Genomic DNA, 22,783 nt, shown 5'->3' on the forward strand with positions numbered 1-22,783 from the left:
GACCTGACCCCGGACGAGTTCCGCGCCCTCGGCCACCTGTTCGTCGACGCGGTCGCCGACTCCCGGGCCGGGATCGAGCGGCATCCGGTGCGCGACGTCGTGGCCCCCGGCACGGTCCGGGCCCGCTTCCCGCGCGAGGCCGCCGAGTCGCCCGCCCCGCTGACCGGGTTCCCCTCGCTGGTCGAGTCCGTCACCGGCGACGCCGACACCCGCTGGCAGCATCCCGGGTTCCACGCCTACTTCCCGGCGAACGCCTCGCTGACCTCGCTGCTCGGCGACCTGCTCAGCGGCGGCGCGGGGGTGCAGGGCATGCTCTGGTCGACCTCGCCCGCCTGCACCGAGGTGGAGCAGGCGATCACCGACCAGCTCGCCAGGGCGCTCGGGCTGCCGGAGACCTTCACTCACGACGGCGGGGGCGGCGGCTCGATCCAGGACTCGGCGTCGTCCGCCGCGCTGGTCGCGCTCACCGCCGCCCTGCACCGCGCCGCACCCGATCCGGAGACGGGCTGGCGGGCCCGTGGGGTGACCGGCCGGGAACGCGTCTACGTCTCCCCCGAGACGCACTCCTCGCTGGCGAAGGCGGTCCGGGTGGCCGGCCTCGGCGCGACCGGGCTGCGTACCGTGCCCTGCGCGCCCGGCACCGGCGCGCTGGACCCGGCCGCGCTGGCCGCGACGATCCGCGCCGACGTCGACGAGGGCCTGGTCCCGGTACTGGTCTGCGCCACCGTCGGGACCACCTCGACCGGATCGAGCGACCCGGTCGGCGAGGTCGTCGCCGTCGCCGCCGCACACGGCGCCTGGGTGCACGTGGACGCAGCCTGGGCCGGCGTCGCGGCGCTGTGCCCCGAGCACCGCTGGGTGCTCGACGGCGTGGCCGGCGCCGACTCGTTCTGCACCGACGCGCACAAGTGGCTGCTCACCGCGTTCGACGCGTCGCTGCTCTGGGTGCGCGACGCCGGTGCCCTGCCCGCCGCGCTCTCGATCACCCCGGCCTACCTGCGGGACTCCGCGTCGGACTCCGGCGCGGTGGTCGACTTCCGGGACTGGCAGGTCCCGCTGGGGCGCCGGTTCCGCGCCCTGAAGCTGTGGGCGGTGCTCCACGGCCAGGGGCTGTCCGGGCTGCGCGAGCACCTGCGCGGGCACGTCGCGCTGGCCGCGGAGCTCGCCCGCCGGGTCCGCGGGCACGACGACCTGGAGCTGGCCTGCGAGCCGGTGCTGTCGCTGGTCTGCCTGCGGGTCGCCGGCGACCGGGACGGCTCGGCGACCGCGGCGCTGCTCGGCCGGGTCAACGCCGACGGCCGGGTGTTCCTCTCCGGCACCGAGCTCGACGGCCGGCAGGTGATCCGGGTGGCGTTCGGCGCCGTCGGCACCACCTCGGTGCATCTCGACGTGCTCTGGGAGATCCTCACCGGGAGTACCTGACCGCCCGGTAACCAGGTGGTTGCGAAGGTAAGGTTACCCTCTCCGGGTGATCGGGTCGGCGCAACAGTCCCCGCTCGGAGCGGTCTCCGGGAAGGACGTCCTCCGCGGGTCGCTGCGGGCGTTCCGGGGCCGGATCAGCGTGGCCGCGGCGCTGTTCTGCAGCCATCAGGCCGGCGAGGCGCTCGTGCCGCTGCTGGTCGGGGTGATCATCGACCGGGCGGTCGCGACCGGTGATCCGGTGGCCCTGGCCGGCTGGCTCGCCGTGCTGGCACTGGACTTCCTGCTGCTCTCCTTCTCCTACCGGCTCGGCGCGCGGCAGGCCTGGCACGCCGACGCCTGGGCGGACGCCCGGTTGCGCAGGCTGGTCGCCGGCCGGCTGCTCCATCCCCGCGGCGGCGGCGAGTCCGGCCGGCTGCCCGGGGAGCTGACCGGGATCGCGGTGTCGGACAGCAAGCGGGTCGCCGAGCTGAACACGGCGCTGCCGCTCGGGCTCGCCGCGATCGCCGCGGTGACCGTCGCCGCGGTCGCGCTGCTCACCATCGACCTCTCCCTCGGGCTGCTGATCCTGCTCGGCACGCCGCCGCTGCTCTGGCTGGTGCAGCTGGTCGTCCGGCCGCTGGAGCGGCGCTCCGGCCCGGAACAGGAGCGGGCCGCCCGGGCCGCCGGCACCGCCGCCGACCTGGTGTCCGGGCTGCGGGTGCTGACCGGGATCGGCGCCCGCCCGGCCGCCGTGCGGCGCTACCGCGGCTCCTCCCGCGACGCGCTCGCCGCGACCCTGCGGGCGACCCGCGCCGAGGCCGGCTTCCTGGGCGCCGTCCAGCTCACCAACGGGCTGTTCCTCGCGGTGATCGCCCTGGTCGGCGGGCTGGCCGCGCTGAACGGCTCGATCACCGTCGGCCAGCTCGTCTCCGCCGTCGGGCTGGCCCAGTTCCTGGTCGGCCCGCTGCAGATGTTCGGCTTCGTCAGCGCCCGGTGGGCCCAGGCCAGGGCGTCCGCCGCCCGGATCGCCGCGGTGCTGTCCGCGCCCGCCGCGGTCGGCGACGCTGCCGCCGGGCTCCCCGATGCGAACCCGGACGCCGGGCCCGGCGTGCTCTCGCTGCGCGGGGTCCGGCTCGACGACCCGGCCCAGGGAAGCAACACCGACACCGGCAGTACCGCGGGGATCGACCTGGACGTCGGTCCGGGCGCCCCGGCGGCGCTGGTCGCGGCCGATCCGGAGGACGCGGCGCGGCTGCTCGGCTGCCTGGCCCGCGAGGCCGAGCCCGCGGCGGGCCGGATCACCCTGGACGGCGTCCCGCTCGACGCCTGGCCGGCCGAGGTCGCCCGGGGCGCGGTGCTGGTCGCGGCGCACGACGCGCACCTGTTCGCCGGATCGCTGCACGAGAACGTGGTGGCCGGCGCACCGGCGGGCACCGATCCGCGGCGGGCGATGACCGCGGCCGCCGCCGACCAGGTCGCCGCCACCCTGCCCGCCGGTGCGGACACCGACGTCGCCGCCCGCGGCCGCTCGCTGTCCGGCGGGCAGCGGCAGCGGATCGCGCTCGCCCGCGCGCTCGCCGCGGACGCCCCGGTGCTGGTCCTGCACGACCCGACGACGGCGGTGGACGCCGTCACCGAGTCCCGGGTCGCCGAGGGCCTCGCCGCGCACCGCGCCGGACGCAGCACGCTGCTGGTCACCACCAGCCCGGCGCTGCTGGCCCGGGCGGGCACCGTCACCTTCCTGATGCACGGCCGGGTGCGGGCCCGCGGCACGCACGCCGAGCTGATGGCCGATCCGGACTACCGCGCGGTGGTGACGGCATGAGCCAGGTGCTGCTGCCGATCGCGTCCGGCCGGCGGATCCGCGCGGTCCTCGCCGAGCTGGGCCGCCCGCACCGCGGCACCGCGGTCCTCGCGCTCGCCGTGCTGGTGGCCGGGGCCGCGGCGAGCCTGCTGGCCGCACCGCTGCTGGGCGAGATCGTCGACCGGGTCGCCGACGCCGGCGGGTCCGGCGGCGCGGCCACGATCCTGCCGCCGGTCCTCGGACTGGCCGCGATCGCCGTCGTCCAGGGTGTGCTGGCCGCGCTCGGGGTGGCGCTGGCCGCCCGGTTCTGCGAGACGCTGCTCGCCGGTCTGCGCGAACGGTTCGTCGACCGCGCCCTGCACCTGCCGCAGGCCCGGGTGGAGGCGGCCGGTTCGGGCGACCTGACCTCCCGGGTGACCGACGACGTCCAGGTGGTCGGCGAGGCCGTCCGCGAGGCCGTCCCGGCGCTCGCCCGCGCCGCGCTGCTCGTCGCGCTCACCCTGGTCGCGCTCGCCGTCCTGGACTGGCGGTTCCTGCTCGCCGCGCTGCTCGCCGTCCCGGTGCAGGTGTGGACCGCGCGGTCGTTCCTGGGCCGCTCCACGCCGGTCTACACCGCGCAGCGGATCGCCGGTGGCGCCCAGCAGCAGATGCTGCTCGACACCGCGGCCGGGCTGCCCACGGTGCGCGCGTTCCGGCTGCACGAGCGGCACGCCGGCGCGGTCGCCGAGCGGGCCGCCGAGGTGGCCCGGCTGGTGGTCACCGTCGTCCGGATGCACACCCGGCTGTTCGCCCGGCTCAACCTGGCCGAGTACATCGGGCTGGCCGCGGTGCTGGTCACCGGGTTCTGGCTGGTGTCGACCGGCGGCGCGACGATCGGCACGGCCAGCGCCGCGGCGCTGTACTTCGTCAACCTGTTCACCCCGATCAACATCGTGCTGTTCCAGCTGGACGCGGCGCAGACCGCGATGGCCGGGCTGCGCCGGATCGTCGGCGTCGCCGACCTGGACCGGCCCGCCGACCCTGCGACGCCGGCCGTCCCGCAGGGCGCCGGGCTGCGGGTCCGCGGGCTCACCCACCACTACGTCGACGGTCATCCGGTGCTCGCCGGCGTCGATCTCGACGTCGCGCCCGGCGAGCGGGTGGCGCTGGTCGGGGCCAGCGGTGCCGGCAAGTCGACGCTGGCCGGGATCGTCGCCGGGGTGCACTCCCCCGCCGCGGGCACCGTCGAGATCGGCGGCGTCCGGCTCACCGACATCGCGCCGGACCGGCGGCGGGACGCCGTCGTGCTGGTCACCCAGGAGTCGCACGTGTTCGCCGGGACCCTGGCCGACGACCTGCGCCTGGTCCGGCCGGACGCCGGGGAGGCCGAGCTGCTCGACGCGCTCGACCGGGTCGGCGCCGGCGCCTGGGCCCGCGCGCTGCCGGACGGCCTGGACACCGTCGTCGGCGACGGCGGCCACCGGCTGCCGGTGGTCGCCGCCCAGCAGCTGGCGCTGGCCCGCGTCGTGCTCGCCGGTCCGCGGCTGCTGGTGCTCGACGAGGCCACCGCCGAGGCGGGCAGCGCCGGCGCCCGGGTGCTCGAGGACTCGGCCGAGGCGGCGCTGGCCGGCCGGACCGGGCTGGTCGTCGCGCACCGGCTCAGCCAGGCCGCCGCCGCCGACCGGGTCGTCGTGCTCGACGACGGCCGGGTCGTCGAGCAGGGCCCGCACGACGAGCTGGTCGCCGCGGGCGGCCGCTACGCCCGGCTGTGGGACGCCTGGTCCGGCGCCCGCGGCCGGGACGGCGGCGCCCCGGGCGGCCCCGCACAGACGTGATCCGCACCGGGCGGATCTTCGGAAAGGACCGGTAATGCCCCGTTCACTGCTCCGCACGACCGCTGCCTGTGCGGTCCTGCTGCTCGCCCTCGCGGGCTGCTCGTCGGGCACCGAGGAGCAGCCCGCCGAGGCCGGCGGCACCCCGCCGTCCGGGTCCTTCCCGGTGACGCTGGAGCACGCCTTCGGTTCCACCACCATCGAGGAGCAGCCGCAGCGGGTGGTCACCGTCGGCTTCAACGACGCCGACTTCGCCCTCGCCGTCGGCGTGCAGCCGGTCGGGGTCCGGGAGAACCTCGGCGACTACGACTACGAGCAGCGCCCGTGGGCGCAGGAGGCGCTGTCCCGGGGTCCGGCACCGCAGCTGCTCTCCGGCACCGACATCCCGGTCGAGCAGGTCGCCGCGCTGCAGCCCGATCTGATCCTCGGCGTCTACTCGTTCATGGACCAGGCCACCTACGACGCCCTGTCGCAGATCGCGCCGACCGTCGCGCAGGGCACCGTGGACGGCACGAACCCGGCGACCTGGGACGAGCAGACCCGGATCACCGGGCAGGCCACCGGCCGCACCGCCGAGGCCGAGCAGGTCATCGCCGACACCCGGGCCCGGTTCGACGAGGCGATCCAGGCGAATCCCGAGTTCGCCGGCAAGACCCTCAAGCTGGGCTTCTACATCGAGGGCGCCCCGTACGACATGGGCACCGACGACCTGCGCGCCCAGCTGTTCCAGGGCCTCGGCTTCGACGTCCGGCCCGACTCGCAGACCCTCTCGCTGGAGGAGCAGGGCCTGCTCGACGCCGACGTGCTGACCGTGCTGGGCCGCTCGCGCGCCGAGTCCGAGGCCGACCCGGTGTTCCGGGCGATCCCGGCGGTCGAGCAGGGCCGGATCGTCTACCTCGGCGCGTTCGACACCGAGTTCGCCGCCGCGCTGGGCTACTCCAGCCCGCTGTCGCTGCCGTACGCCATCGACGACGTGTCACCGAAGCTGGCCGAGGCGCTCGCCGGCAACGCCCAGGGCGAGTGACCCGCCGCCGCGCCCGGCCGCACCGAGCGGCCGGGCGCGGCTCACGCATCCGGGCCCGCGATCCGGGTCATCCGGCAGCCGACCGGCGGACCGGCCGGGCCGCCCGGGAGCGCGCCGCCAGCGCCGCGGCCCCACCGGCCACCAGCACCGCCGCCAGCACCCCGCTCAGCGGCAGCAGCCACAGCACCAGCGTCCACGCCGTCGCACTCGGCGGCCCCGCGAGCAGCGACAACGCGGGCAGCAGCAGGATCCCGGCGCCGACCGCGAGCGCGGGCAGCGCCACCACCCGCCGGCGCCCGCCGAGCCGGGCGGCCCGCCGCCGGGCCCGCAGCACCGCTGTGCCCAGCAGTGCCGCGGCCAGGACCGTCAGCCCGAGCAGCGCCAGGTTCAGCGGCCGGTACGGGTCGTCGACCGGCACCCCGGGGGCACCGTCGGCGCGGGCCACGAGGTCCGCGGCCAGCGCGCCCGGGTTCCCGCCCGACGCGTCGGTCAGCACGAACGCCGCGGACCCGGCCGACGACAGCTCGATCGCGCTGGACCAGGTCGCGAGCGCGCCGCCGTGCAGCACCCGGGTGCGGCCGTCGTCGGCGGTCCGGACCGACCAGCCCAGCCCGTAGCGGCCGTCGGTTCCCGGGGACGGTGTGTGCGCCCCGCGCAGTGCCGCGGTGGACAGCAGCCGGGTGCCGTCCGCCGCCGCGCCGTCGCCGAGCTGGAACCGCACCCACCGGGTCAGGTCCGCCGCGGTGCTGACGACGCCGCCGTCCCCGGCGCAGAACGACGGGATCTCGGGCGCCGGGACCTGCACGCCGAGCGCGCCCACGTGCCCGCGGGCCAGTCCAGGGACCGCGGCGTCGCACCGGTCGGTCGCGACGGTCGAGTTCATCCCGAGCGGTGCCAGCACCGCGTCGTGCAGGTGATCGGCGAACGGCCGTCCGGTGACGACCTCGACCAGTCGTGCCGCCACCACGTAGTTGGCGTTCAGGTACTGGTGCACGGTGCCGGGATCGGCGGCCAGCGGGACCCGGGACAGGCGCTCGACCAGCGCGGCGGCCGAGGCGGCCGGGGGCAGCGCGAACTCGTCGACGTCCTGGTTGGACAGCCCGGAGGTGTGCGCGAGCAGGTCCCGCACGGTGACGTCCCCCGCGCGCGGGTCCGCGACGGTGAACCCCGGCAGCGCCGCGGCGACCGGCCCGTCCAGGTCGATCCGGCCCGCCTCGGCCAGCTGCAGCACCGCCACCGCGGTGAACGCCTTGCTCATCGACGCGATCCGGAACGGGGTGTCGGCGGTGACCGGGGCACCTTCCGAGGTCACGCCGTGCGGCACCGTCGTGACGGCACCCTCCCGGTCGACGAGCACGGCGACCGTCGCGGGCACGGCGAACCGCTCCGCGTACGCCTGCACCGCGGCCCGGGGCCCCGGACCGGCCGGCGCAGCAGCGGCCGGCAGCACAGCCACCGGAGACACCGGAGCCGCCGGAGCCGCTGCAGCCGCCGGAGCCAGGGCAACGGCGACGGCGGCGGCGACCAGGACGAGCGGCACGGCAGCGACACCGGCCGGGCGGCGGCCCGGGCGGCCTGCACGGCTCCGGCGGGTCGGGATGGTCATCGGTCTCCTCGGTGGGCGCACGTCGTCGGTGATCCAGTGGTGATCCACCCTCGCCCGGCGCGCGGCGCCCGGGTATCGGGGGCGTCCCCGGACCCGCCCCCGAGAGCACCCCTGAGCGAGCGACCGGGCGCAGACGGTCATGCGTCCGGCCATCGCTTGACGATGCGTCCCATTCGTTACCCGGATCGGATGGCAGACAGCTTTCGACGTGAATAGGGTCGGTCCGTTTGTCCATCCGAGGAGGTTCGACCCGATGAGCGACAGCCCGTCCGTCGAGACGGAGTCCGGATCCGGTGACGCGCGCCCGGACGAGCCGAGCGTCCGGCTCAACAAACCCGTGTTCTACGGTTCCGCGATCGGCGTGCTCGTCGTCGCGCTGTGGGCGATCCTGTTGCCGGACAACGCCGATGCCGTCATCGGCGCGCTGGTCGGGGTGATCGCGACCAGCTTCGGCTGGTTCTACATCCTGGTCGCCTCCGTGGTGCTGCTGTTCGTGCTGTTCCTCGCGCTCTCGCCGTACGGCTCGATCCGGCTCGGGCCGGACCATTCGAAACCGGACTATTCGAACCTCTCCTGGGCGGCGATGCTGTTCGCCGCCGGGATCGGCACCGACCTGATGTTCTTCTCGGTCGCCGAGCCGATCACGCAGTTCACCGCGCCGCCGGTCGGCGATCCCGAGACGATCGCCGCGGCCCGCGAGGCGACCGTGTGGACGCTGTTCCACTACGGCCTCACCGGCTGGGGCATGTACGCACTGATGGGCATCGCGCTGGCCTACTTCGCCTACCGGCGCGAGCTGCCGCTGTCCATTCGCTCGGCGCTCTACCCGCTGATCGGCAAGCGCGTCTTCGGCCGGGTCGGGCACGCGGTGGACCTGGCCGCCGTGCTCGGCACCATCTTCGGGATCGCCACGTCGCTGGGCATCGCCGTGGTGCTGCTCAACGTCGGGCTGAACGTGATGTTCGGCGTGCCGCAGGGGCTCGGCGCGCAGATCGCGCTCGTCGCGGTGGCCGTGGTGATCGCGACGATCTCCGCCGTGTCCGGCGTCGACCGGGGCATCAAGCGGCTCTCCGAGCTGAACGTGGCGGCCACGCTGCTGCTCGCCCTGTTCATCCTGGTCACCGGGAACACCTCGTTCCTGCTCAACGCGCTGGTCACCAACATCGGCGACTACCTGTCCAGCCTCCCGACCCTGACACTGGAGACCTTCGCCTTCGAGCAGGCCAACCCGGACGTCGCCGAGTGGCTCAACCTCTGGACGTTGTTCTTCTGGGCCTGGTGGATCGCCTGGGCGTCATTCGTCGGGCTCTTCCTGGCCCGCATCTCGCGCGGCCGCACGATCCGCCAGTTCGTCGTCGGCACCCTGGTGATCCCGTTCTTCTACATCCTGTTCTGGATCTCGATCTTCGGTAACGCCGCCCTGGAGAGCGTCCGGGGTGGTAACACCGAGCTGGCCGACGCGGCGGTGAACGCCCCCGAGACCGGCTTCTACATGCTGCTCGAGCAGTACCCGTGGTTCCCGTTCCTGGCCGGCCTGGCGACCCTGACCGGGCTGCTGTTCTACGTGACGTCGGCCGACTCCGGCGCGCTGGTCATGGCGAACCTGACCTCGTACCGCAAGACCCCGCGGGACGACGGGACGCCCGCGAACCGGATCTTCTGGGCCGCCGCGACCGGGCTGCTGACGCTCGGCATGCTGTTCGTGGGTGGGATTCCCACGCTGCAGAACGCGACGGTGATCATGGGCCTGCCGTTCGCGTTCGTCATCGTGCTGGTGATGTTCGGTCTGTACAAGGCGCTGCGCCTGGAGCGCTACCGGTCGCAGAGCAGGCAGTCCAGCCTCCCGGCGCTGCTGTCCGGCCGGAGCAGGCCGATCGGAGCGGCCGACACCGACCCCGCTGGCCGGGACTGGCGGGTCCGGCTGCGCCGCACGATGGGGCACGCCGACAGCCAGGGCGCCGACCTGTTCCTGTCCGGGACCGCCACCTCGGTCCTGGAGGAGGTCGCCGCCGAGCTGCGCGGCCAGGGGGTGCCGACCACCGTCCAGCGCTGCTCGGACGAGGACGCCCCGGAGATCGAGCCGGGTGAGGACCGCCCGGACGGCATGCAGCCCCTCGAGCTCGTCGCCGACCTGCACGAGAGCCTGCCGTTCGTCTACCGGCTGGTCCCGCGGATCACCGGCCTGCCCCGCTACGAGCTCGATCCCGGCGCCGCGGACGGGGCCGATCCGGCCGAGCGGGCGGCCTGGACCGACCACCACCGGGTCGAGGTACACCTGCACGGCGGCGGCCAGGGCTACAACGTCATGGGCTACAGCTACGGGCAGCTCGTCGACGACCTGCTCGACCAGTACGAGCAGCACCTGGAGCTGCTGCGGCTGGAGCGGGAGTCCGCTCCGTAACCGTGCTGGCCGCCGCCCCCGTGCCGGTCAGGCCGGGGGCGGCGGCGTCCCGTCCGGGTACGCGGTGAACGACCGCTCGCCGTGCACGGCCAGCTCGGCGAGCACCGCCGCCGGGTCACCGGCCTCGATCAGCTCCACCAGGTACCGGTGCCGGGCGGCGTGCTCGACCAGCGTCTCGAAGTAGCGCTCCCGGGCGATCAGGTTGCGGGACATGCAGAGCAGGATCTGCTCCTGGACGGACCGGTAGATCGCGCTCAACCGCCGGTGCTCGGCGATGTCGACGATGGAGGCGTGCAGCGCGTAGGCGTGCTGCACCAGCGAGGCCCGGTCCTCGGTGCGCGCGTCGTGCTCCATCCCCGCCAGCGCCGCGTGCACGGGTTCGAGCACCCGCGGGTTGCGGACCGGCACCCCCTGCTCGATCGCCATCCGCTCCAGGCCGGAGCGCAGCGTCATGACCTCGTGCACGTCGCGCTCGTCCATCGTGGCGACGACCGCGCCGCGCCGGGGCCGGATCTCGATCAGGCCGTCGCCCTCCAGCAGGCGCAGCGCCTCGCGCAGCGGCGGGCGGCTGATCCCGAGCCGCTCGGTCAGCCGCTCCTCGATCAGCCGGGAGCCGGGCGCCAGCTCACCGGCCAGGATGTCGCGCCGGATCGCGTCCCTGGCGAGCGCCACCAGGCTCCGCTGCTCGACCCGCCCGGTCCCGGCGCCCCGGTCCGGCGCCGCCCCGGCGACGTCCTGATCCTGCACGACTGCCTCCTCCGCGGCGCGGATCCCGCGCCACAACTGTTGCCGCCTCGCTGAAGACTGTAGACAATAGTCGCTCCAGGCGCCGCGCGAGACTTGCCCCACATTACGGAATACTGTAGACAATAGTTCAGATCCGGTCACCGCACCGGCACGTTCCGGCCCCTCCGGCGGGCCGGCTCCGGCAGGCCACAGCGGCCGCCGCAGGGCCGTTCCGCCCGTCCCTCGCCCCCGAACCGACCGCACCGGACCGGACCCGCACCGGACCCGCACCGGACCGCGCGGCCGTCCCGCCCGCCGGGCACCCCTGCACGTCGACGAGGAACCGTCTCAACGAGGAGAGAGTTCATGAACCGACCGTGGAGATCCACCCGCCGATCCGCGCTGCTCACCGCAGCCGTCGGCGCGTCCGCCCTGCTCCTCACCGCCTGCGCGGGCGGCGGTGGCGGGACCGACGAGAACGGCGTCTACTCCCCCGGCGACTCGGTGACGATGCTCGTCCCGTTCGCCGCGGGCGGCGGGTCCGACCTGGCCGGCCGGGCGATCGCCGGCGGCCTCGAACCCATCACCGGCGCCACCATCACCGTCGACAACCTGGTCGGCGGGTCGGGCGCCGTCGGCTACGCCCAGCTGGTCGGCAGCCGGGGCGACGCCACCACACTGCTCGCCGCCGAGACCTCGCTGGTGACCCTGCCGATCGTGCAGGACGTCCCGTTCAGCTACCAGGACTTCACGCCGATCATGAAGGTCGGCGAGGACTACAACGTCATCACCGTGCGCGCCGACTCGCCGCACCAGACCTGCACCGACGTCGTCGAGGCCGCCGACGAGACCTCGATCGGCGTCGCCGGCACCTCCGGCCCCGAGTTCATCACCTGGCGGATGGTCGAGATGGAGACCGGCGCGAGCTTCGACCGGGTCAACTTCGAGTCCGGCGGCGAGGTGACCGCCGCGCTGCTCGGTGGGCACATCGACGCCGCCGGGATGAACCCCGGCGAGATCCTCGGCCAGCTGGAGTCCGGCGACGCGAGGGCGCTGTGCGTGCTCGCCCCGCAGCGCTACGAGTACGAGGCGCTCGCCGACATCCCGACCGGCGCCGAGCAGGGCATCCCGGTGGAGTTCGCGCAGTGGCGCGGCATCGTCGCGCCGGGCGACATCCCCGCCGAGGCGCGCGACTACTGGATCGACGCCGGCCGCGAGTTCGCCGAATCCGACGCCTACTCGACCTACGTCGCCGACAACCTGCTCCAGGCCTCGGCGTCCTACGGCGACGAGTTCGGCGCCTACCTCGACGAGTACCACGCCGACGTCGCGTCGGTCCTGGACAATGGCTGAGCAGGCGGTACAGCCGCGCCGCACCCGGCCGGCCCGCTCCGACGTCGTCGGGACGGCGCTGCTGGCCGCGATCGGTGCCGCCGCCACCGTGCTCGGTTACGGCTACGGCATGTTCGACGACGACGGGCACGTCGGAGCCGGCTTCCTGCCGACGGTGACCGGCGCCTTCATCCTCGTCGCCGCGCTCGCCGAGATCGCCCGGATGTACCTCGCGGCACCACCCGCAGGCACCGGGTCGCTGCTCGAGGGCGTCGACCGGATCGAGGAGCGGGCCGCACGGGCCACCGCCGCCGCGCACGAGGAGCAGCGGGACACCTTCGGCCGGACCGCGCGGCAGCGCGGCCGGGCGATCGTCACGGTGTTCGCGATCCTGCTCGGCGCGCTGCTGCTGGTACCGGTGATCGGCCTGCTGCTCGCGCTCGGCGCGATGGTCCTCGCCATCACGCTCGGCGTGGAGCGCAAGCCGGTCCTCCCGGCCGCGCTGACCACCGTCGGCGTCGTCGCGGCCGCCTACGTGATCTTCGTCGTGGCACTCGGCGTGCCCACCCCGACCGGCCTGCTCGGCCTGGTCTGAGGCCGCCGTGATCGAGAACCTGCAGTTGGGGCTGGAGACGGCGCTCTCCCCCACCAATCTGCTCTGGTGTTTCGTCGGCGTCCTCCTCGGCACCGTGATCGGGCTGCTGCCCGGTCTGGGGTCAGCGACCGGGGTCGCGATCCTGCTGCCGGTGACCCTGGCGATGGAGCCGATCACCGCGCTCACCATGCTCGCCGGGATCTACTACGGATCGCAGTACGGCGCGTCCACCAGCTCGATCCTGCTGGCCACGCCGGGCGACTCGTCGTCGGTGGTGCTCACCCTCGACGGCTACCGGATGGCCCGCAACGGGCGGGCCGGTGCGGCGCTGGCCATCTCCGCGATCTCCTCGTTCGTCGCCTCGATCATCACCCTGGTCGGGCTGCTCCTGCTCGCCCAGCCGATCGCGGCGTTCGCCCTCAACTTCGGGCCGCCGGAGAACCTCGCGATCATCGTGCTCGGGCTCGCGACGATCGTGACCTTCGCCGGGGACAAGGTGCTGCGCGGCATCATCATGGCCGCCGTCGGGCTGCTGATCTCGATGGTCGGCATCGCCGCCGGGTTCCCGGTCGCCCGGTTCACCTTCGGCAGCGTCAACCTGCTGAGCGGCTTCGAGTTCGTCGCCGTCATGATCGGCCTGTTCGCGATCGGCGAGGTGCTGCACCAGATCCACCGCGGCGGTGAGGCGCCCATCCGGGCCCGCTTCCGCGACCTGCTGCTCACCCGCTCGGAGCTGCGCCGCTCGGTCGCGCCGACGCTGCGCGGCACCGCGACCGGCTTCGGTCTCGGCGTGCTGCCCGGGGCGGGCGCGACCCTGGCCAGCTTCATGGCCTACGGCCTGGAGGGCCGGGTCGGGCCGAACCGCCACAAGCTGGGCAGCGGCACGGTCGAGGGCGTCGCCGGCCCGGAGGCGTCGAACAACGCCGCCACCAACGCGAGCTTCATCCCCACCCTGTCCCTGGGCATCCCGGGCTCCGGGACGACCGCGATCCTGCTCGGCGCGTTCGTCATCTTCGGGCTGCAGCCGGGGCCACTGCTGTTCGAGCAGCATCCGGCGCTGGTGTGGGGCCTGCTGGTGTCGTTCTTCTTCGGCAACCTGCTGCTGCTGGTGCTCAACCTGCCGCTCGCCCCGGTGTTCGCGCAGGTGTTGCGGCTGCCCTACAGCTACCTCTACCCGCTGATCCTGTTCCTCGGGTTCGTCGGTGCGTTCGCGGTCGGCAACAACACCTTCACGCTGTGGGTGGTGCTCGTCGCCGGGATGCTCGGCTACCTGATGAAGCGGTTCGGGTTCCCGGTCGCGCCGCTGGTGCTCGGCCTGGTCCTCGGGCCGCTGCTGGAACGTGCACTGGACCAGACGTCGTCGATGAGCGACGGGAACCTGCTGGTCGTGTTCCAGCGGCCGATCTCGGCCGTCTTCGCGGTCGCGGCGATCCTCGCGTTCGTCGGACCGCCGCTGCTCAAGGAGATCTCCCGCCGCCGGGCCGCGGCGGCGAACCGCACCCCGGAGAGCGAGGACCTGAATGCCTGACCCGTCCGCCACGACCATCCGCGGTGCGGTGCTCGAACGGATCGGCGACACCGCCCCGTACGACCGCAGCCGGCCGGTGTCGATCGCCGAGCTGGAGCTCGCCCCGCCCGGCCCCGGGGAGCTCCTGGTCAGGATGGAGGCCGCCGGCCTGTGTCACTCCGATCTCTCCGTCGTCAACGGCAGCCGGGCCCGGCCGGTCCCGATGCTGCTCGGCCACGAGGCCGCGGGACGGATCGAGGCCGTCGGGCCCGGACCCGGCGACCTGGAGCCGGGGACCCGGGTGGTGATGACCTTCCTCCCGCGCTGCGGTGACTGCGCGGGCTGCCGGACCGGTGGCCGGTTGCCGTGCTCACCGGGCAGCGCCTCGAACACCGACGGCACCCTGCTCGGCGGCGGACGGCGGCTGCGCCGCGGCGGGGAGCCGGTGCACCACCACATGGGCGTCTCCGCCTTCGCCACGCACGCGGTGGTGGACCGCCGCTCCGTCGTCCCGGTCGACGACGACGTCCCCCCGCAGGTCGCCGCGCTGTTCGGCTGCGCGGTGCTGACCGGCGGCGGCGCCGTGGTCAACGCGGCCCGGCCCGGCCCCGGCGACGACGTCGTGGTGGTCGGGCTCGGCGGGGTCGGCCTGGCCGCCGTCCTGACCGCACTGGCGCTGGAGCACGGCCGGGTGATCGGGGTCGATCCGGTCCCCGGCAAGCGGGAGCTCGCCCGCTCGCTGGGGGCGGACGCGCTGTCCCCCGAGGAGGCGCTGGAGCGCGGCCTGACCGCACCCGTCGTCGTCGAGGCCGCCGGTTCGGCACCGGCCTTCGAGACCGCGGTCCGCCTCACCGGGCCCGGCGGCAGCACCGTGACGGTCGGGCTGCCCGCCCCGGACGCCGTCGCCACCATCGCCCCGCTCGGCCTGACTGCCCAGGCGCGCAGCATCGTCGGCTCCTACCTGGGGTCCGCCGTCCCCGCCCGCGACATCCCCCGGTTCGTCGAGCTGTGGCGCAGCGGCCGGCTGCCGGTGGAACGGCTGGTCTCGGACACGATCGGGCTCGACGACCTGAACCGGGCGATGGACAACCTGGCCGGCGGCACCGCGGTCCGCCAGATGATCGGTTTCGACGGGTGAGCACCCCCGGACACCCATCCGCAGACGACAACCCAGGAGGCACCGTGACCGCACGGGCAGAAGCCGAGGGCGCGCCGCAGGCGCGGGCGCTCGCCGACATGACCATCCTCGACCTCACCCAGGTGATGGCCGGGCCCTACTGCACGATGGTGCTCGCCGATCTCGGCGCGGACGTCATCAAGGTGGAGAACCCGGACTCCGGCGACCAGACCCGGCAGTCGTGGGGACGGCCGGAGGCCGGCCGGGACAGCCGCGGGTTCATGGCGCTCAACCGGAACAAGCGCAGCGTGACCGTCGATCTCAAGAGCCCGGAGGGGCTGGCCCGGCTGCACCGGCTCGTCCGGGACGCCGACGTCGTCGTGGAGAACTTCCGGCCGGGCGTCACCGCCCGGCTCGGCGTGGACTATCCGACGCTGTCCGCACTGAACCCGCAGCTGATCTACGCCAGCATCTCCGGCTTCGGGCAGGACGGTCCCTACTCGACCCGGCCCGGCTACGACCTGATCGCCCAGGCGATGGGCGGCGTCATGAGCATCACCGGCGAGCCCGGCGGACGGCCGGTCAAGTGCGGTCTCCCGCTCGGCGATCTGGGCGCCGGCCTGTTCACCGCGATCGGCATCCTCTCCGCCTGGAACTGGCGCCGGCGCACCGGCGAGGGCCAGTACCTGGAGACCTCGCTGTTCGAGTCGGTGCTCGCGCTGTCGGTGTGGGAGTCCGTCGAGTACTGGAGCACCGGGAAGGTGCCGGAGCCGCTCGGGTCGGCGCACCGGATGTCGGCGCCCTACCAGGCGCTCGCCACCCGGGACGGGCACATCACGGTCGGCGCCAACAACGAGCGGCTGTGGCGGCGGATGTGCAGCGCGCTCGGGATGGACGGGCTCGCCGACGATCCCCGCTTCGCCTCCAACATGGACCGGCTCGACCACATCCCGGAGCTGGTCGCGGTGCTCGAGGAGCGGCTCGCCGACGCCGACACCGACACCTGGGTCGAGACCCTGCTGGACGCGGGCGTGCCGGCCGGCCCGATCCAGGACTACCGGCAGATCCTGGACTCCGACCCGCACGTCCGGGCCCGCGGCATGGTCACCTCGTTCGAGCACCCGCTGGACGGCACGGTGCCGGTGATCGCCTCGCCGATCCGGCTGACGACGACACCGGCCACCGTGCACCGGCATCCCCCGATGCTCGGCGAGCACACCGATGAGGTGTTCGGATCATGAGCGAGGACCGGGTGACCCACCGCCGGGACGGCTCCGTGCTGTGGGTGGAGCTGTCCCACCCCGGCCGCCGCAACGCCCTGACCTGGCGGATGTACGACGAGCTGCAGCGGCTGAGCACCGCCGCGAACGACGATCCCGATCTGCGGGTCGTGGTGGTCCGCGGCGCGGGCGGGTCGTTCGCCGCGGGCACCGACATCGGGCAGTTCGCCGACTTCCGCGACGGCGACGACGGCATCGCCTACGAGCGCCGGATCGGTGCGGTGATCGACGCGCTGCTCGCCGTCCGGGTACCGGTCGTCGGCGTCGTCGAGGGCCCGGCGATCGGCGGCGGCCTGGCCATCGCCGCGAGCTGCGACGTCCTGGTCGCCACCGAGGACGCCCGGTTCGGCGTCCCGATCGCCCGCACCCTCGGCAACGTGATCACCCCGGCCACGGTGCACCGGCTGCGCGACCGGCTCGGCGCCGGCCGGACCACGGCGATGCTGCTGACCGCGACCCTGCTCTCCGCCGCGGACGCGGCCGCCGCCGGGTTCGTGCACGCCGTCGTCACCGCCGACGAGCTGGAGGAGAAGGTCGCCGACGTCGTCGGCCGGATCGCCGCGGGCGCCCCGCTGACCCTGGCCGCGCTCAAGGAGCTGGACCGGCGGGTCGGCGGCGCGGCCGGACTCGACCCGGCCGAGGACCTGCTGGCCCGGGTGTACGGCAGCGCGGACTTCCGGGAGGGGGTCACCGCGTTCGGCGAGCGCCGCAGCCCGCAGTGGCGCAACCGCTGATGCCGGTGGCCGGATCCGCCGATCCCGTGACGGCGCCCCGGGCGGGATCATCCCGGGGCGACGACCACCCCCTTACGGAGTGCCCCGTTCGGGCCAATCGGCTGCGTCGAGGGTCGGATCCGGCCACCCAGGGTCACAACTTGACGAACACATAAGGCGCCCGTCGCCCGGACGGCACCGTTCACCGTGCGAACCGACCACCGGAACGATCATCGCGGAGCGGCCCGGTACCCGGCGGTAGCCTCTCCCCCGATCGGCCACGGACGGACGGGCGGGTGAGTGGACCACGTGAGTTCCCACCAGGCGGCACCGCGGCACGCGGCCCGCCGCCGCTTCCCGTTCCGCTCCTGGCAGCTCGGCGCGCTGCCGGCGGCCGCGCTGGTCTTCGTGCTCGCGGTCGACGTGCTCGCCGCCGGCCTGCTCGTCGCCTCCGCGCTGCGGGCGTCCCTGCCGACCGGCGATCAGCTGCTGCTGGCCGCGCTGCTGACCCTGGTCCCGGTCGCGCACACCGAGCTCTCGCTGCACTCCGAACGGATCCGGCGCCGGGTCGCGCACAACCACCACGTCAACATGACCTCGGTCTGGACGTTCTCCGGCGCGCTGCTCCTGCCGCCGGTGCTCGCCACCGCCGTGGTCGTCGCCGTCCACACCCACCTTTACCTGCGGGTCGCCCGCGCCGCGGGCACACCGGCGCACCGGCACCTGTTCCAGGCCGCGACCGTGGTGCTGGCCGTGCTCGCGGTCGCCGCGGTGCGGTTCGCCGCCGGGGTCCTGCCGCCGCCCGGCGACGGACCGGGCGACGCGACCGTCGTCCTCGCCTCGCTGCTCGCCTACTCCGCGGTGACCACGCTGCTGCTCGCCTGCGCGGTCCGGCTGACCCGGCCGGGCACCCGGTTCCTGTCCGTGCTGCTCGGCGCGGAGTTCCTGCTCGAGTTCGCGACGCTGTCGCTCGGCGGGCTGGTCGCGGTGATCATCGCCAACACCTCGCCGTGGCTGGTGCTGCTCGCCGTGCTCCCGCTGCTCGTCCTGCAGCAGACCACCCTGGTCCGCCAGCTGGAGAACCAGGTCGACACCGACACCAAGACCGGGCTGCTCAATCCCGCCGCCTGGCGCTGGCGCGCCGAGCAGATGATCGAACGCTGCGCGCGCACCGACCGCGAGACCGCGGTCCTGCTGCTCGATCTCGACCACTTCAAGGCGGTCAACGACCGGCACGGCCATCTCGCCGGCGACGACGTGCTGCAGGCGGTCGCCGCCGTGCTCACCGCCGAGGTCCGCGACAACGACCTGGCGGGCCGGTTCGGCGGCGAGGAGTTCGTGGTCGCGCTCGGCGGCCTGCGGCCCGACGACGTCGTGTTCGGCCGGGCCCGCGAGGTCGCCGAGCGGATCCGGCGCAGCGTCCGGGCCCTGGAGGTCGACACCGCCACCGCGGGCCGGATCGGCGGGCTGTCGGTGTCGATCGGCGTCGCGACCTCCAGCGAGCACGGCGGCAAGCTCGACGCGCTGCTCGCCGCCGCCGACGCCGCCCTCTACGACGCCAAGCGCGGCGGCCGGGACCAGGTGCGGGTCCGGCATCCCGAGCCGGCCGGCCGGACCGGCACCGCGACGCCGCCGTTCGGCCTGCACTTCGGCACCGGCGGGGCCTGAGCCCGGCCGGCGGTCACGCCGCCAGGAGCAGCCGGGCCAGGTCCTTCCACTGGTCGAGCATCGCGTCCTCGCGCGGATCCCGCCGGTCGAAGGTGTAGGTCATCGACGTCCCGCGCATCGAGGTGAGCAGCAGGTCGCGCAGCTGCTTGAAGCGCGGCCGGGACGCCAGCTCGTCGCCGAACATCCGGGCCATCGACGCCCGGATCGCCGCCCCGAGCCGCTTCTCCTCCGGGCGCAGCACGTCGGCGATCTCGGAGTTCACCCGGGCCGCCGTCCACAGCTCGATCGACGCCCAGAAGTGCGGCTCGGAGAAGCTCTCCCAGAGCAGCTCGATCACCCGGTCGGCACGCTCGAACACGTCCGCCGGCGGGCTCTGCTCGACCACCCGGCGGACGCGTTCCTCGGTGTCGGCGACCCGCTTCACCGCGAGGTGCTGCGCCGCGGCGACCAGCAGCCGGTCCCGGGACGGGAAGTGGTGCAGCAGCCTCCCCCGGGACACCGCCGCCTCGGACTGGATGACCAGCGTCGTCGAGCCCGAGTAACCACCCTCGATCAGGCAGGCCACCGCGGCGTCCAGGATCCGGGCGCGGCTGTCCTGCGACCGCTGCGCCCGGGTCCTGGTGGTGGTGCTCCGTTCGGAGGTCATGGTGCAGCCTAGAGTCCCAGACCCCGGCCGATGACCTCCTTCATGATCTCGGTGGTGCCGCCGTAGATCCGGGTGATCCGCGCGTCGGCGTAGGCCTTCGCGATCGGGTACTCGGTCATGTAGCCATAGCCGCCGTGCAGCTGCAGGCACCGGTCGACGACCTTGCCCTGCAGCTCGGTGCACCAGTACTTCGCCTTGGACGCGTCGACCGCGGTCAGCTCGCCCGCGTTCAGCGCGCGCACGCAGTCGTCGACGTAGTGCTCGGCGATGTCGATCTCGGTGTCCAGCTCGGCGAGCACGAACTTCGAGTTCTGGAACGACCCGATCGGCGAGCCGAACGCCTTGCGCTCCTTGACGTAGCCGAGCGTCTGGGTCAGCGCCGTGCGGGCCGCGGCGACCGCCGCGATCGCGATCGACAGCCGCTCCTGGGGCAGGTTGCTGACCAGCTGGGTGAACCCCTGGCCCTCCTGGGGCCCGAGCAGGTTCGCCACCGGCACCCGCACGTCGGTGAACGACAGCTCGGCCGTGTCCTGCGCGTGCTGGCCCAGCTTGTCCAGGTTCCGGCCGCGCTCGAAGCCGGCCATGCCCCGCTCCAGCACGAGCAGGCTCATGCCCTTGTGCTTCTGCGACGGGTCGGTCTTCACCGCGACGACCATCAGATCGGCGTTGATCCCGTTCGTGATGAACGTCTTGGCCCCGTTGACGACGTAGTGGTCGCCGTCCCGGATCGCGGTCGTCGACATCGACGCCAGGTCCGAGCCGATGCCCGGCTCGGTCATCGCGATGCCGAGGATCTGCTCCCCGCTCACCACGCCCGGCAGCCAGCGCTGCTTCTGCTCCTCGGTGCAGTAGGCGAGCAGGTAGGGCAGCACGATGTCGTTGTGCAGGGTCAGGCCCAGCCCGGCCGCCGCGGCACCCGAGCGCATGAGCTCCTCGGCGATGACGGCGTTGAACCGGAAGTCCGGCACGCCGCCCCCGCCGTAGGTCTCGGGCACGTCGATGCCCAGGAAGCCGTTCGCCCCGGCCGTGGTGAACAGCTCGCGCGAGACGATGCCCTCGCGCTCCCAGCGCGTCTCGTGCGGGACGATCTCCTTCTCGACGAACGACCGGAACGCCTCCCGGAAGTCCTCGTGGTCGGACTCGTAGAGCGTGCGCCTCATCGCGCCTCCTAGCGGGGCTGCATCCGGATCGCGCCGTCGAGGCGGATCGTCTCACCGTTCAGCATCGGGTTCTCGACGATGTGCGCGGCCAGCTTGGCGTACTCGGCGGGCTGTCCCAGCCGGGACGGGTGCGGCACCTGCCTGCCCAGCGAGGTCTTGACGTCCTCGGGCAGCCCGGCGAGCAGCGGGGTCTCGAACAGGCCCGGCGCGATCGTGCACACCCGGATGCCGAGATCGGCGAGGTCCCGGGCGATCGGCAGGGTCATGCCGACGATGCCGCCCTTGGACGCCGAGTACGCGGCCTGCCCGATCTGCCCCTCGAACGCCGCCACCGAGGCGGTGTTGATCACGACGCCGCGGTCGCCGTCGACCGGCTCGGCCTTCGCGATCCGCTCGACGGCCAGCCGGATCACGTTGAAGGTGCCGATCAGGTTGACGTTGACGACCTTCGTGAACGCCGCGAGCGGGAACGCGCCCTTCTTGCCGAAGGTCTTCGCCGCGTCGCCGATCCCGGCGCAGTTGACGGCGATCCGCAGGGTGCCGAGCTCCTCCGCCACGTCCAGCGCGGCGCCGACCTGCTCCTCGCTGGTGACGTCCGCGGCGACGAACCGGACGGCGTCGCCCAGCTTGTCCGCGACCGCCTCGCCCTGCGACGACGGGAGGTCGATGATCACGACCTTGGCGCCGGCCTCCACGAACCGCTCCGTGGTGGCCAGGCCGAGCCCGGACGCGCCGCCGGTGACGACGGCCACCGCTCCGTTGATCTCCATGTGTGTCCTTCCGGTGTTGCTCTCGGGAGCGTTTCTACAGCAGCTCGAGGATGGTGGCGTTGGCCTGCCCGCCGCCCTCGCACATGGTCTGCAGTCCGTAGCGGATGCCGTTGTCCCGCATGTGGTGCACCAGGGTCGTCATGATCCGGGCACCGGACCCGCCGAGCGGGTGGCCGAGCGCGATCGCGCCGCCGAGCGGATTGGTGCGCCCGGCGACGCCCGCGTCGTCGGCGGCGATGTCGGCGAGCCAGGCCAGCGGGACCGGCGCGAACGCCTCGTTGATCTCGAAGGCGCCGATGTCGGACAGCGACAGCCCGGAGCGCTTCAGCGCCTTCTCGGTGGCCGGGATCGGCGCGGTCAGCATGATCACCGGATCGGCGCCGGCGAGCACGGCGGTGTGCACCCGGGCGATCGGGGTGAGGCCCAGCTCCTTCGCCTTCTCGCCGGTCGTCATCAGCAGGGCGGCGGAGCCGTCGGAGATCTGCGAGGAGTTGCCGGCGTGGATGACGCCGCCCTGGTCGGCGTCCTTGAAAACGGTCTTGAGCTGGCCCAGGCTCTCCAGCGTGCCGCCCCGGCGGATGCCCTCGTCGGCGGCCACCCCGGCGAGCGGGGCGATCTGGCCCTCGAACCGGCCCGCGTCCTGCGCCTCCGCGGCGCGGGCGTGCGAGAGCAGCGCGAACTCGTCGAGCCGGGTGCGGGAGAAGCCCCACTTCTCGGCGATCATCTCGGCGCCGACGCCCTGGTTCGGGAAGGCGCCGTAGCGCTCCATGAACGCCTCGCCGAACGGGTTCTGCTCCATCATGGCCGCGCCCATCGGGACCCGGGACATCGACTCGACGCCACCGGCGACGGCGACGTCGTACTGGCCCGCGATCAGCCCGGCCGCGGCGAAGTGCACCGCCTGCTGGCTGGACCCGCACTGCCGGTCGACGGTCACCCCGGTGACCGACTCGGGGAACCCGGCCGCCAGCGCGGCGCTGCGGCCGATGTCGAAGGTCTGCTCGCCGACCTGGGACACGCAGCCCCAGACGACGTCGTCGATCTGCGCCGGGTCGATCCCGGCCCGCTCGACCAGGCTGCGCAGGACGTGGGCGGAGAGATCGGTCGGGTGCACCCCGGCCAGCCCGCCCTTGCGCCGGCCCACCGGGCTCCGCACCGCTTCGACGATGACTGCATCTCGCACGTCCCACGCTCCTTCGGGTGGTGGATCCGGCGCCTCCCG

18 protein-coding genes are annotated in these 22,783 nt (G+C 74.0%); 12 read left to right on the forward strand and 6 right to left on the reverse strand.

Translation table 11 applies throughout. From position 1 onward, the window contains the following. Positions 1–3 precede the first annotated feature (3 nt). The 4 genes from ACVJO7_RS03865 to ACVJO7_RS03880 are packed head-to-tail and all read left to right on the forward strand — an operon-like array spanning position 4 to position 6,040. Positions 4–1,422: a pyridoxal-dependent decarboxylase gene (locus ACVJO7_RS03865; protein ID WP_491671932.1), complete on the forward strand. Its 1,419-nt coding sequence runs from the start codon at positions 4–6 to the stop codon at positions 1,420–1,422. 46 nt (positions 1,423–1,468) lie between these two features. After that, the gene (locus tag ACVJO7_RS03870; protein ID WP_491671743.1) at positions 1,469–3,226 is read left to right on the forward strand and encodes an ABC transporter transmembrane domain-containing protein; all 1,758 of its coding nucleotides are present in this window, start codon (positions 1,469–1,471) and stop codon (positions 3,224–3,226) included. After that, entirely contained in the window at positions 3,223–5,019 is a 1,797-nt protein-coding gene (locus ACVJO7_RS03875; RefSeq protein ID WP_491671744.1) for an ABC transporter ATP-binding protein, read from the forward strand. The genes ACVJO7_RS03870 and ACVJO7_RS03875 overlap by 4 nt, the downstream gene beginning before the upstream one ends. A gap of 34 nt (positions 5,020–5,053) precedes the next feature. Then, entirely contained in the window at positions 5,054–6,040 is a 987-nt protein-coding gene (locus tag ACVJO7_RS03880; RefSeq protein ID WP_491671745.1) for an iron-siderophore ABC transporter substrate-binding protein, read from the forward strand. A 67-nt stretch (positions 6,041–6,107) separates the two neighbouring features. Here ACVJO7_RS03880 and ACVJO7_RS03885 read toward each other — a convergent pair whose 3' ends face one another. Continuing rightward, positions 6,108–7,496 (reverse strand): serine hydrolase domain-containing protein, encoded by a 1,389-nt coding sequence (locus ACVJO7_RS03885; protein WP_491671746.1) that lies wholly within the window; start codon positions 7,494–7,496, stop codon positions 6,108–6,110. A 403-nt stretch (positions 7,497–7,899) separates the two neighbouring features. Here ACVJO7_RS03885 and betT point away from each other — a divergent pair, with 403 nt between their 5' ends. Continuing rightward, positions 7,900–10,047 carry a choline BCCT transporter BetT gene (gene betT / locus ACVJO7_RS03890; RefSeq protein WP_491671747.1) on the forward strand — a complete coding sequence of 716 codons (2,148 nt, stop codon included), beginning with the start codon at positions 7,900–7,902 and terminating at the stop codon, positions 10,045–10,047. A 27-nt stretch (positions 10,048–10,074) separates the two neighbouring features. On the opposite strand, the gene ACVJO7_RS03895 is transcribed toward betT, so the two are convergent. Further along, the gene (locus ACVJO7_RS03895) at positions 10,075–10,794 is read right to left on the reverse strand and encodes a GntR family transcriptional regulator (protein WP_491671748.1); all 720 of its coding nucleotides are present in this window, start codon (positions 10,792–10,794) and stop codon (positions 10,075–10,077) included. A gap of 345 nt (positions 10,795–11,139) precedes the next feature. Here ACVJO7_RS03895 and ACVJO7_RS03900 point away from each other — a divergent pair, with 345 nt between their 5' ends. The 7 genes from ACVJO7_RS03900 to ACVJO7_RS03930 all read left to right on the forward strand — a co-directional run bounded on the left by ACVJO7_RS03900 (position 11,140) and on the right by ACVJO7_RS03930 (position 18,985). After that, positions 11,140–12,126, forward strand: coding sequence for a tripartite tricarboxylate transporter substrate binding protein (locus ACVJO7_RS03900; protein WP_344026167.1), 987 nt, complete (start codon positions 11,140–11,142; stop codon positions 12,124–12,126). Further along, positions 12,119–12,700: a tripartite tricarboxylate transporter TctB family protein gene (locus ACVJO7_RS03905; RefSeq protein WP_491671749.1), complete on the forward strand. Its 582-nt coding sequence runs from the start codon at positions 12,119–12,121 to the stop codon at positions 12,698–12,700. Before ACVJO7_RS03900 ends, ACVJO7_RS03905 begins: the two co-directional genes overlap by 8 nt. A 7-nt stretch (positions 12,701–12,707) precedes the next feature. Further along, on the forward strand, positions 12,708–14,228 hold the full coding sequence (locus tag ACVJO7_RS03910; protein ID WP_491671750.1) for a tripartite tricarboxylate transporter permease: 1,521 nt from the start codon (positions 12,708–12,710) through the stop codon (positions 14,226–14,228). Continuing rightward, complete coding sequence (locus ACVJO7_RS03915) at positions 14,221–15,345, forward strand: alcohol dehydrogenase catalytic domain-containing protein (protein ID WP_491671751.1); 1,125 nt, start codon at positions 14,221–14,223, stop codon at positions 15,343–15,345. Before ACVJO7_RS03910 ends, ACVJO7_RS03915 begins: the two co-directional genes overlap by 8 nt. 44 nt (positions 15,346–15,389) lie before the next feature. Next, the gene (locus ACVJO7_RS03920) at positions 15,390–16,565 is read left to right on the forward strand and encodes a CaiB/BaiF CoA transferase family protein (protein WP_491671752.1); all 1,176 of its coding nucleotides are present in this window, start codon (positions 15,390–15,392) and stop codon (positions 16,563–16,565) included. Beyond that, positions 16,562–17,338, forward strand: coding sequence for an enoyl-CoA hydratase (locus tag ACVJO7_RS03925; RefSeq protein WP_344026177.1), 777 nt, complete (start codon positions 16,562–16,564; stop codon positions 17,336–17,338). The genes ACVJO7_RS03920 and ACVJO7_RS03925 overlap by 4 nt, the downstream gene beginning before the upstream one ends. A gap of 288 nt (positions 17,339–17,626) precedes the next feature. Next, positions 17,627–18,985 carry a GGDEF domain-containing protein gene (locus ACVJO7_RS03930; RefSeq protein WP_344026179.1) on the forward strand — a complete coding sequence of 453 codons (1,359 nt, stop codon included), beginning with the start codon at positions 17,627–17,629 and terminating at the stop codon, positions 18,983–18,985. A gap of 13 nt (positions 18,986–18,998) precedes the next feature. On the opposite strand, the gene ACVJO7_RS03935 is transcribed toward ACVJO7_RS03930, so the two are convergent. From ACVJO7_RS03935 to ACVJO7_RS03950, 4 genes are read right to left on the reverse strand one after another with little or no spacing between them, the layout of a single operon-like run. Continuing rightward, on the reverse strand, positions 18,999–19,631 hold the full coding sequence (locus ACVJO7_RS03935; RefSeq protein WP_344026181.1) for a TetR/AcrR family transcriptional regulator: 633 nt from the start codon (positions 19,629–19,631) through the stop codon (positions 18,999–19,001). Positions 19,632–19,639: 8 nt separating this feature from the next. Next, positions 19,640–20,791: an acyl-CoA dehydrogenase family protein gene (locus tag ACVJO7_RS03940; protein ID WP_491671753.1), complete on the reverse strand. Its 1,152-nt coding sequence runs from the start codon at positions 20,789–20,791 to the stop codon at positions 19,640–19,642. Positions 20,792–20,799: 8 nt separating this feature from the next. After that, positions 20,800–21,561, reverse strand: a complete 762-nt coding sequence (locus ACVJO7_RS03945) for a 3-hydroxyacyl-CoA dehydrogenase (RefSeq protein WP_344026185.1) — start codon at positions 21,559–21,561, stop codon at positions 20,800–20,802. Between the two features lie 34 nt (positions 21,562–21,595). After that, complete coding sequence (locus ACVJO7_RS03950; RefSeq protein ID WP_491671754.1) at positions 21,596–22,744, reverse strand: thiolase family protein; 1,149 nt, start codon at positions 22,742–22,744, stop codon at positions 21,596–21,598. Between the last annotated feature and the right edge of the window lie 39 nt (positions 22,745–22,783).

It is taken from the genome of Pseudonocardia sp. DxW (assembly GCF_058448985.1).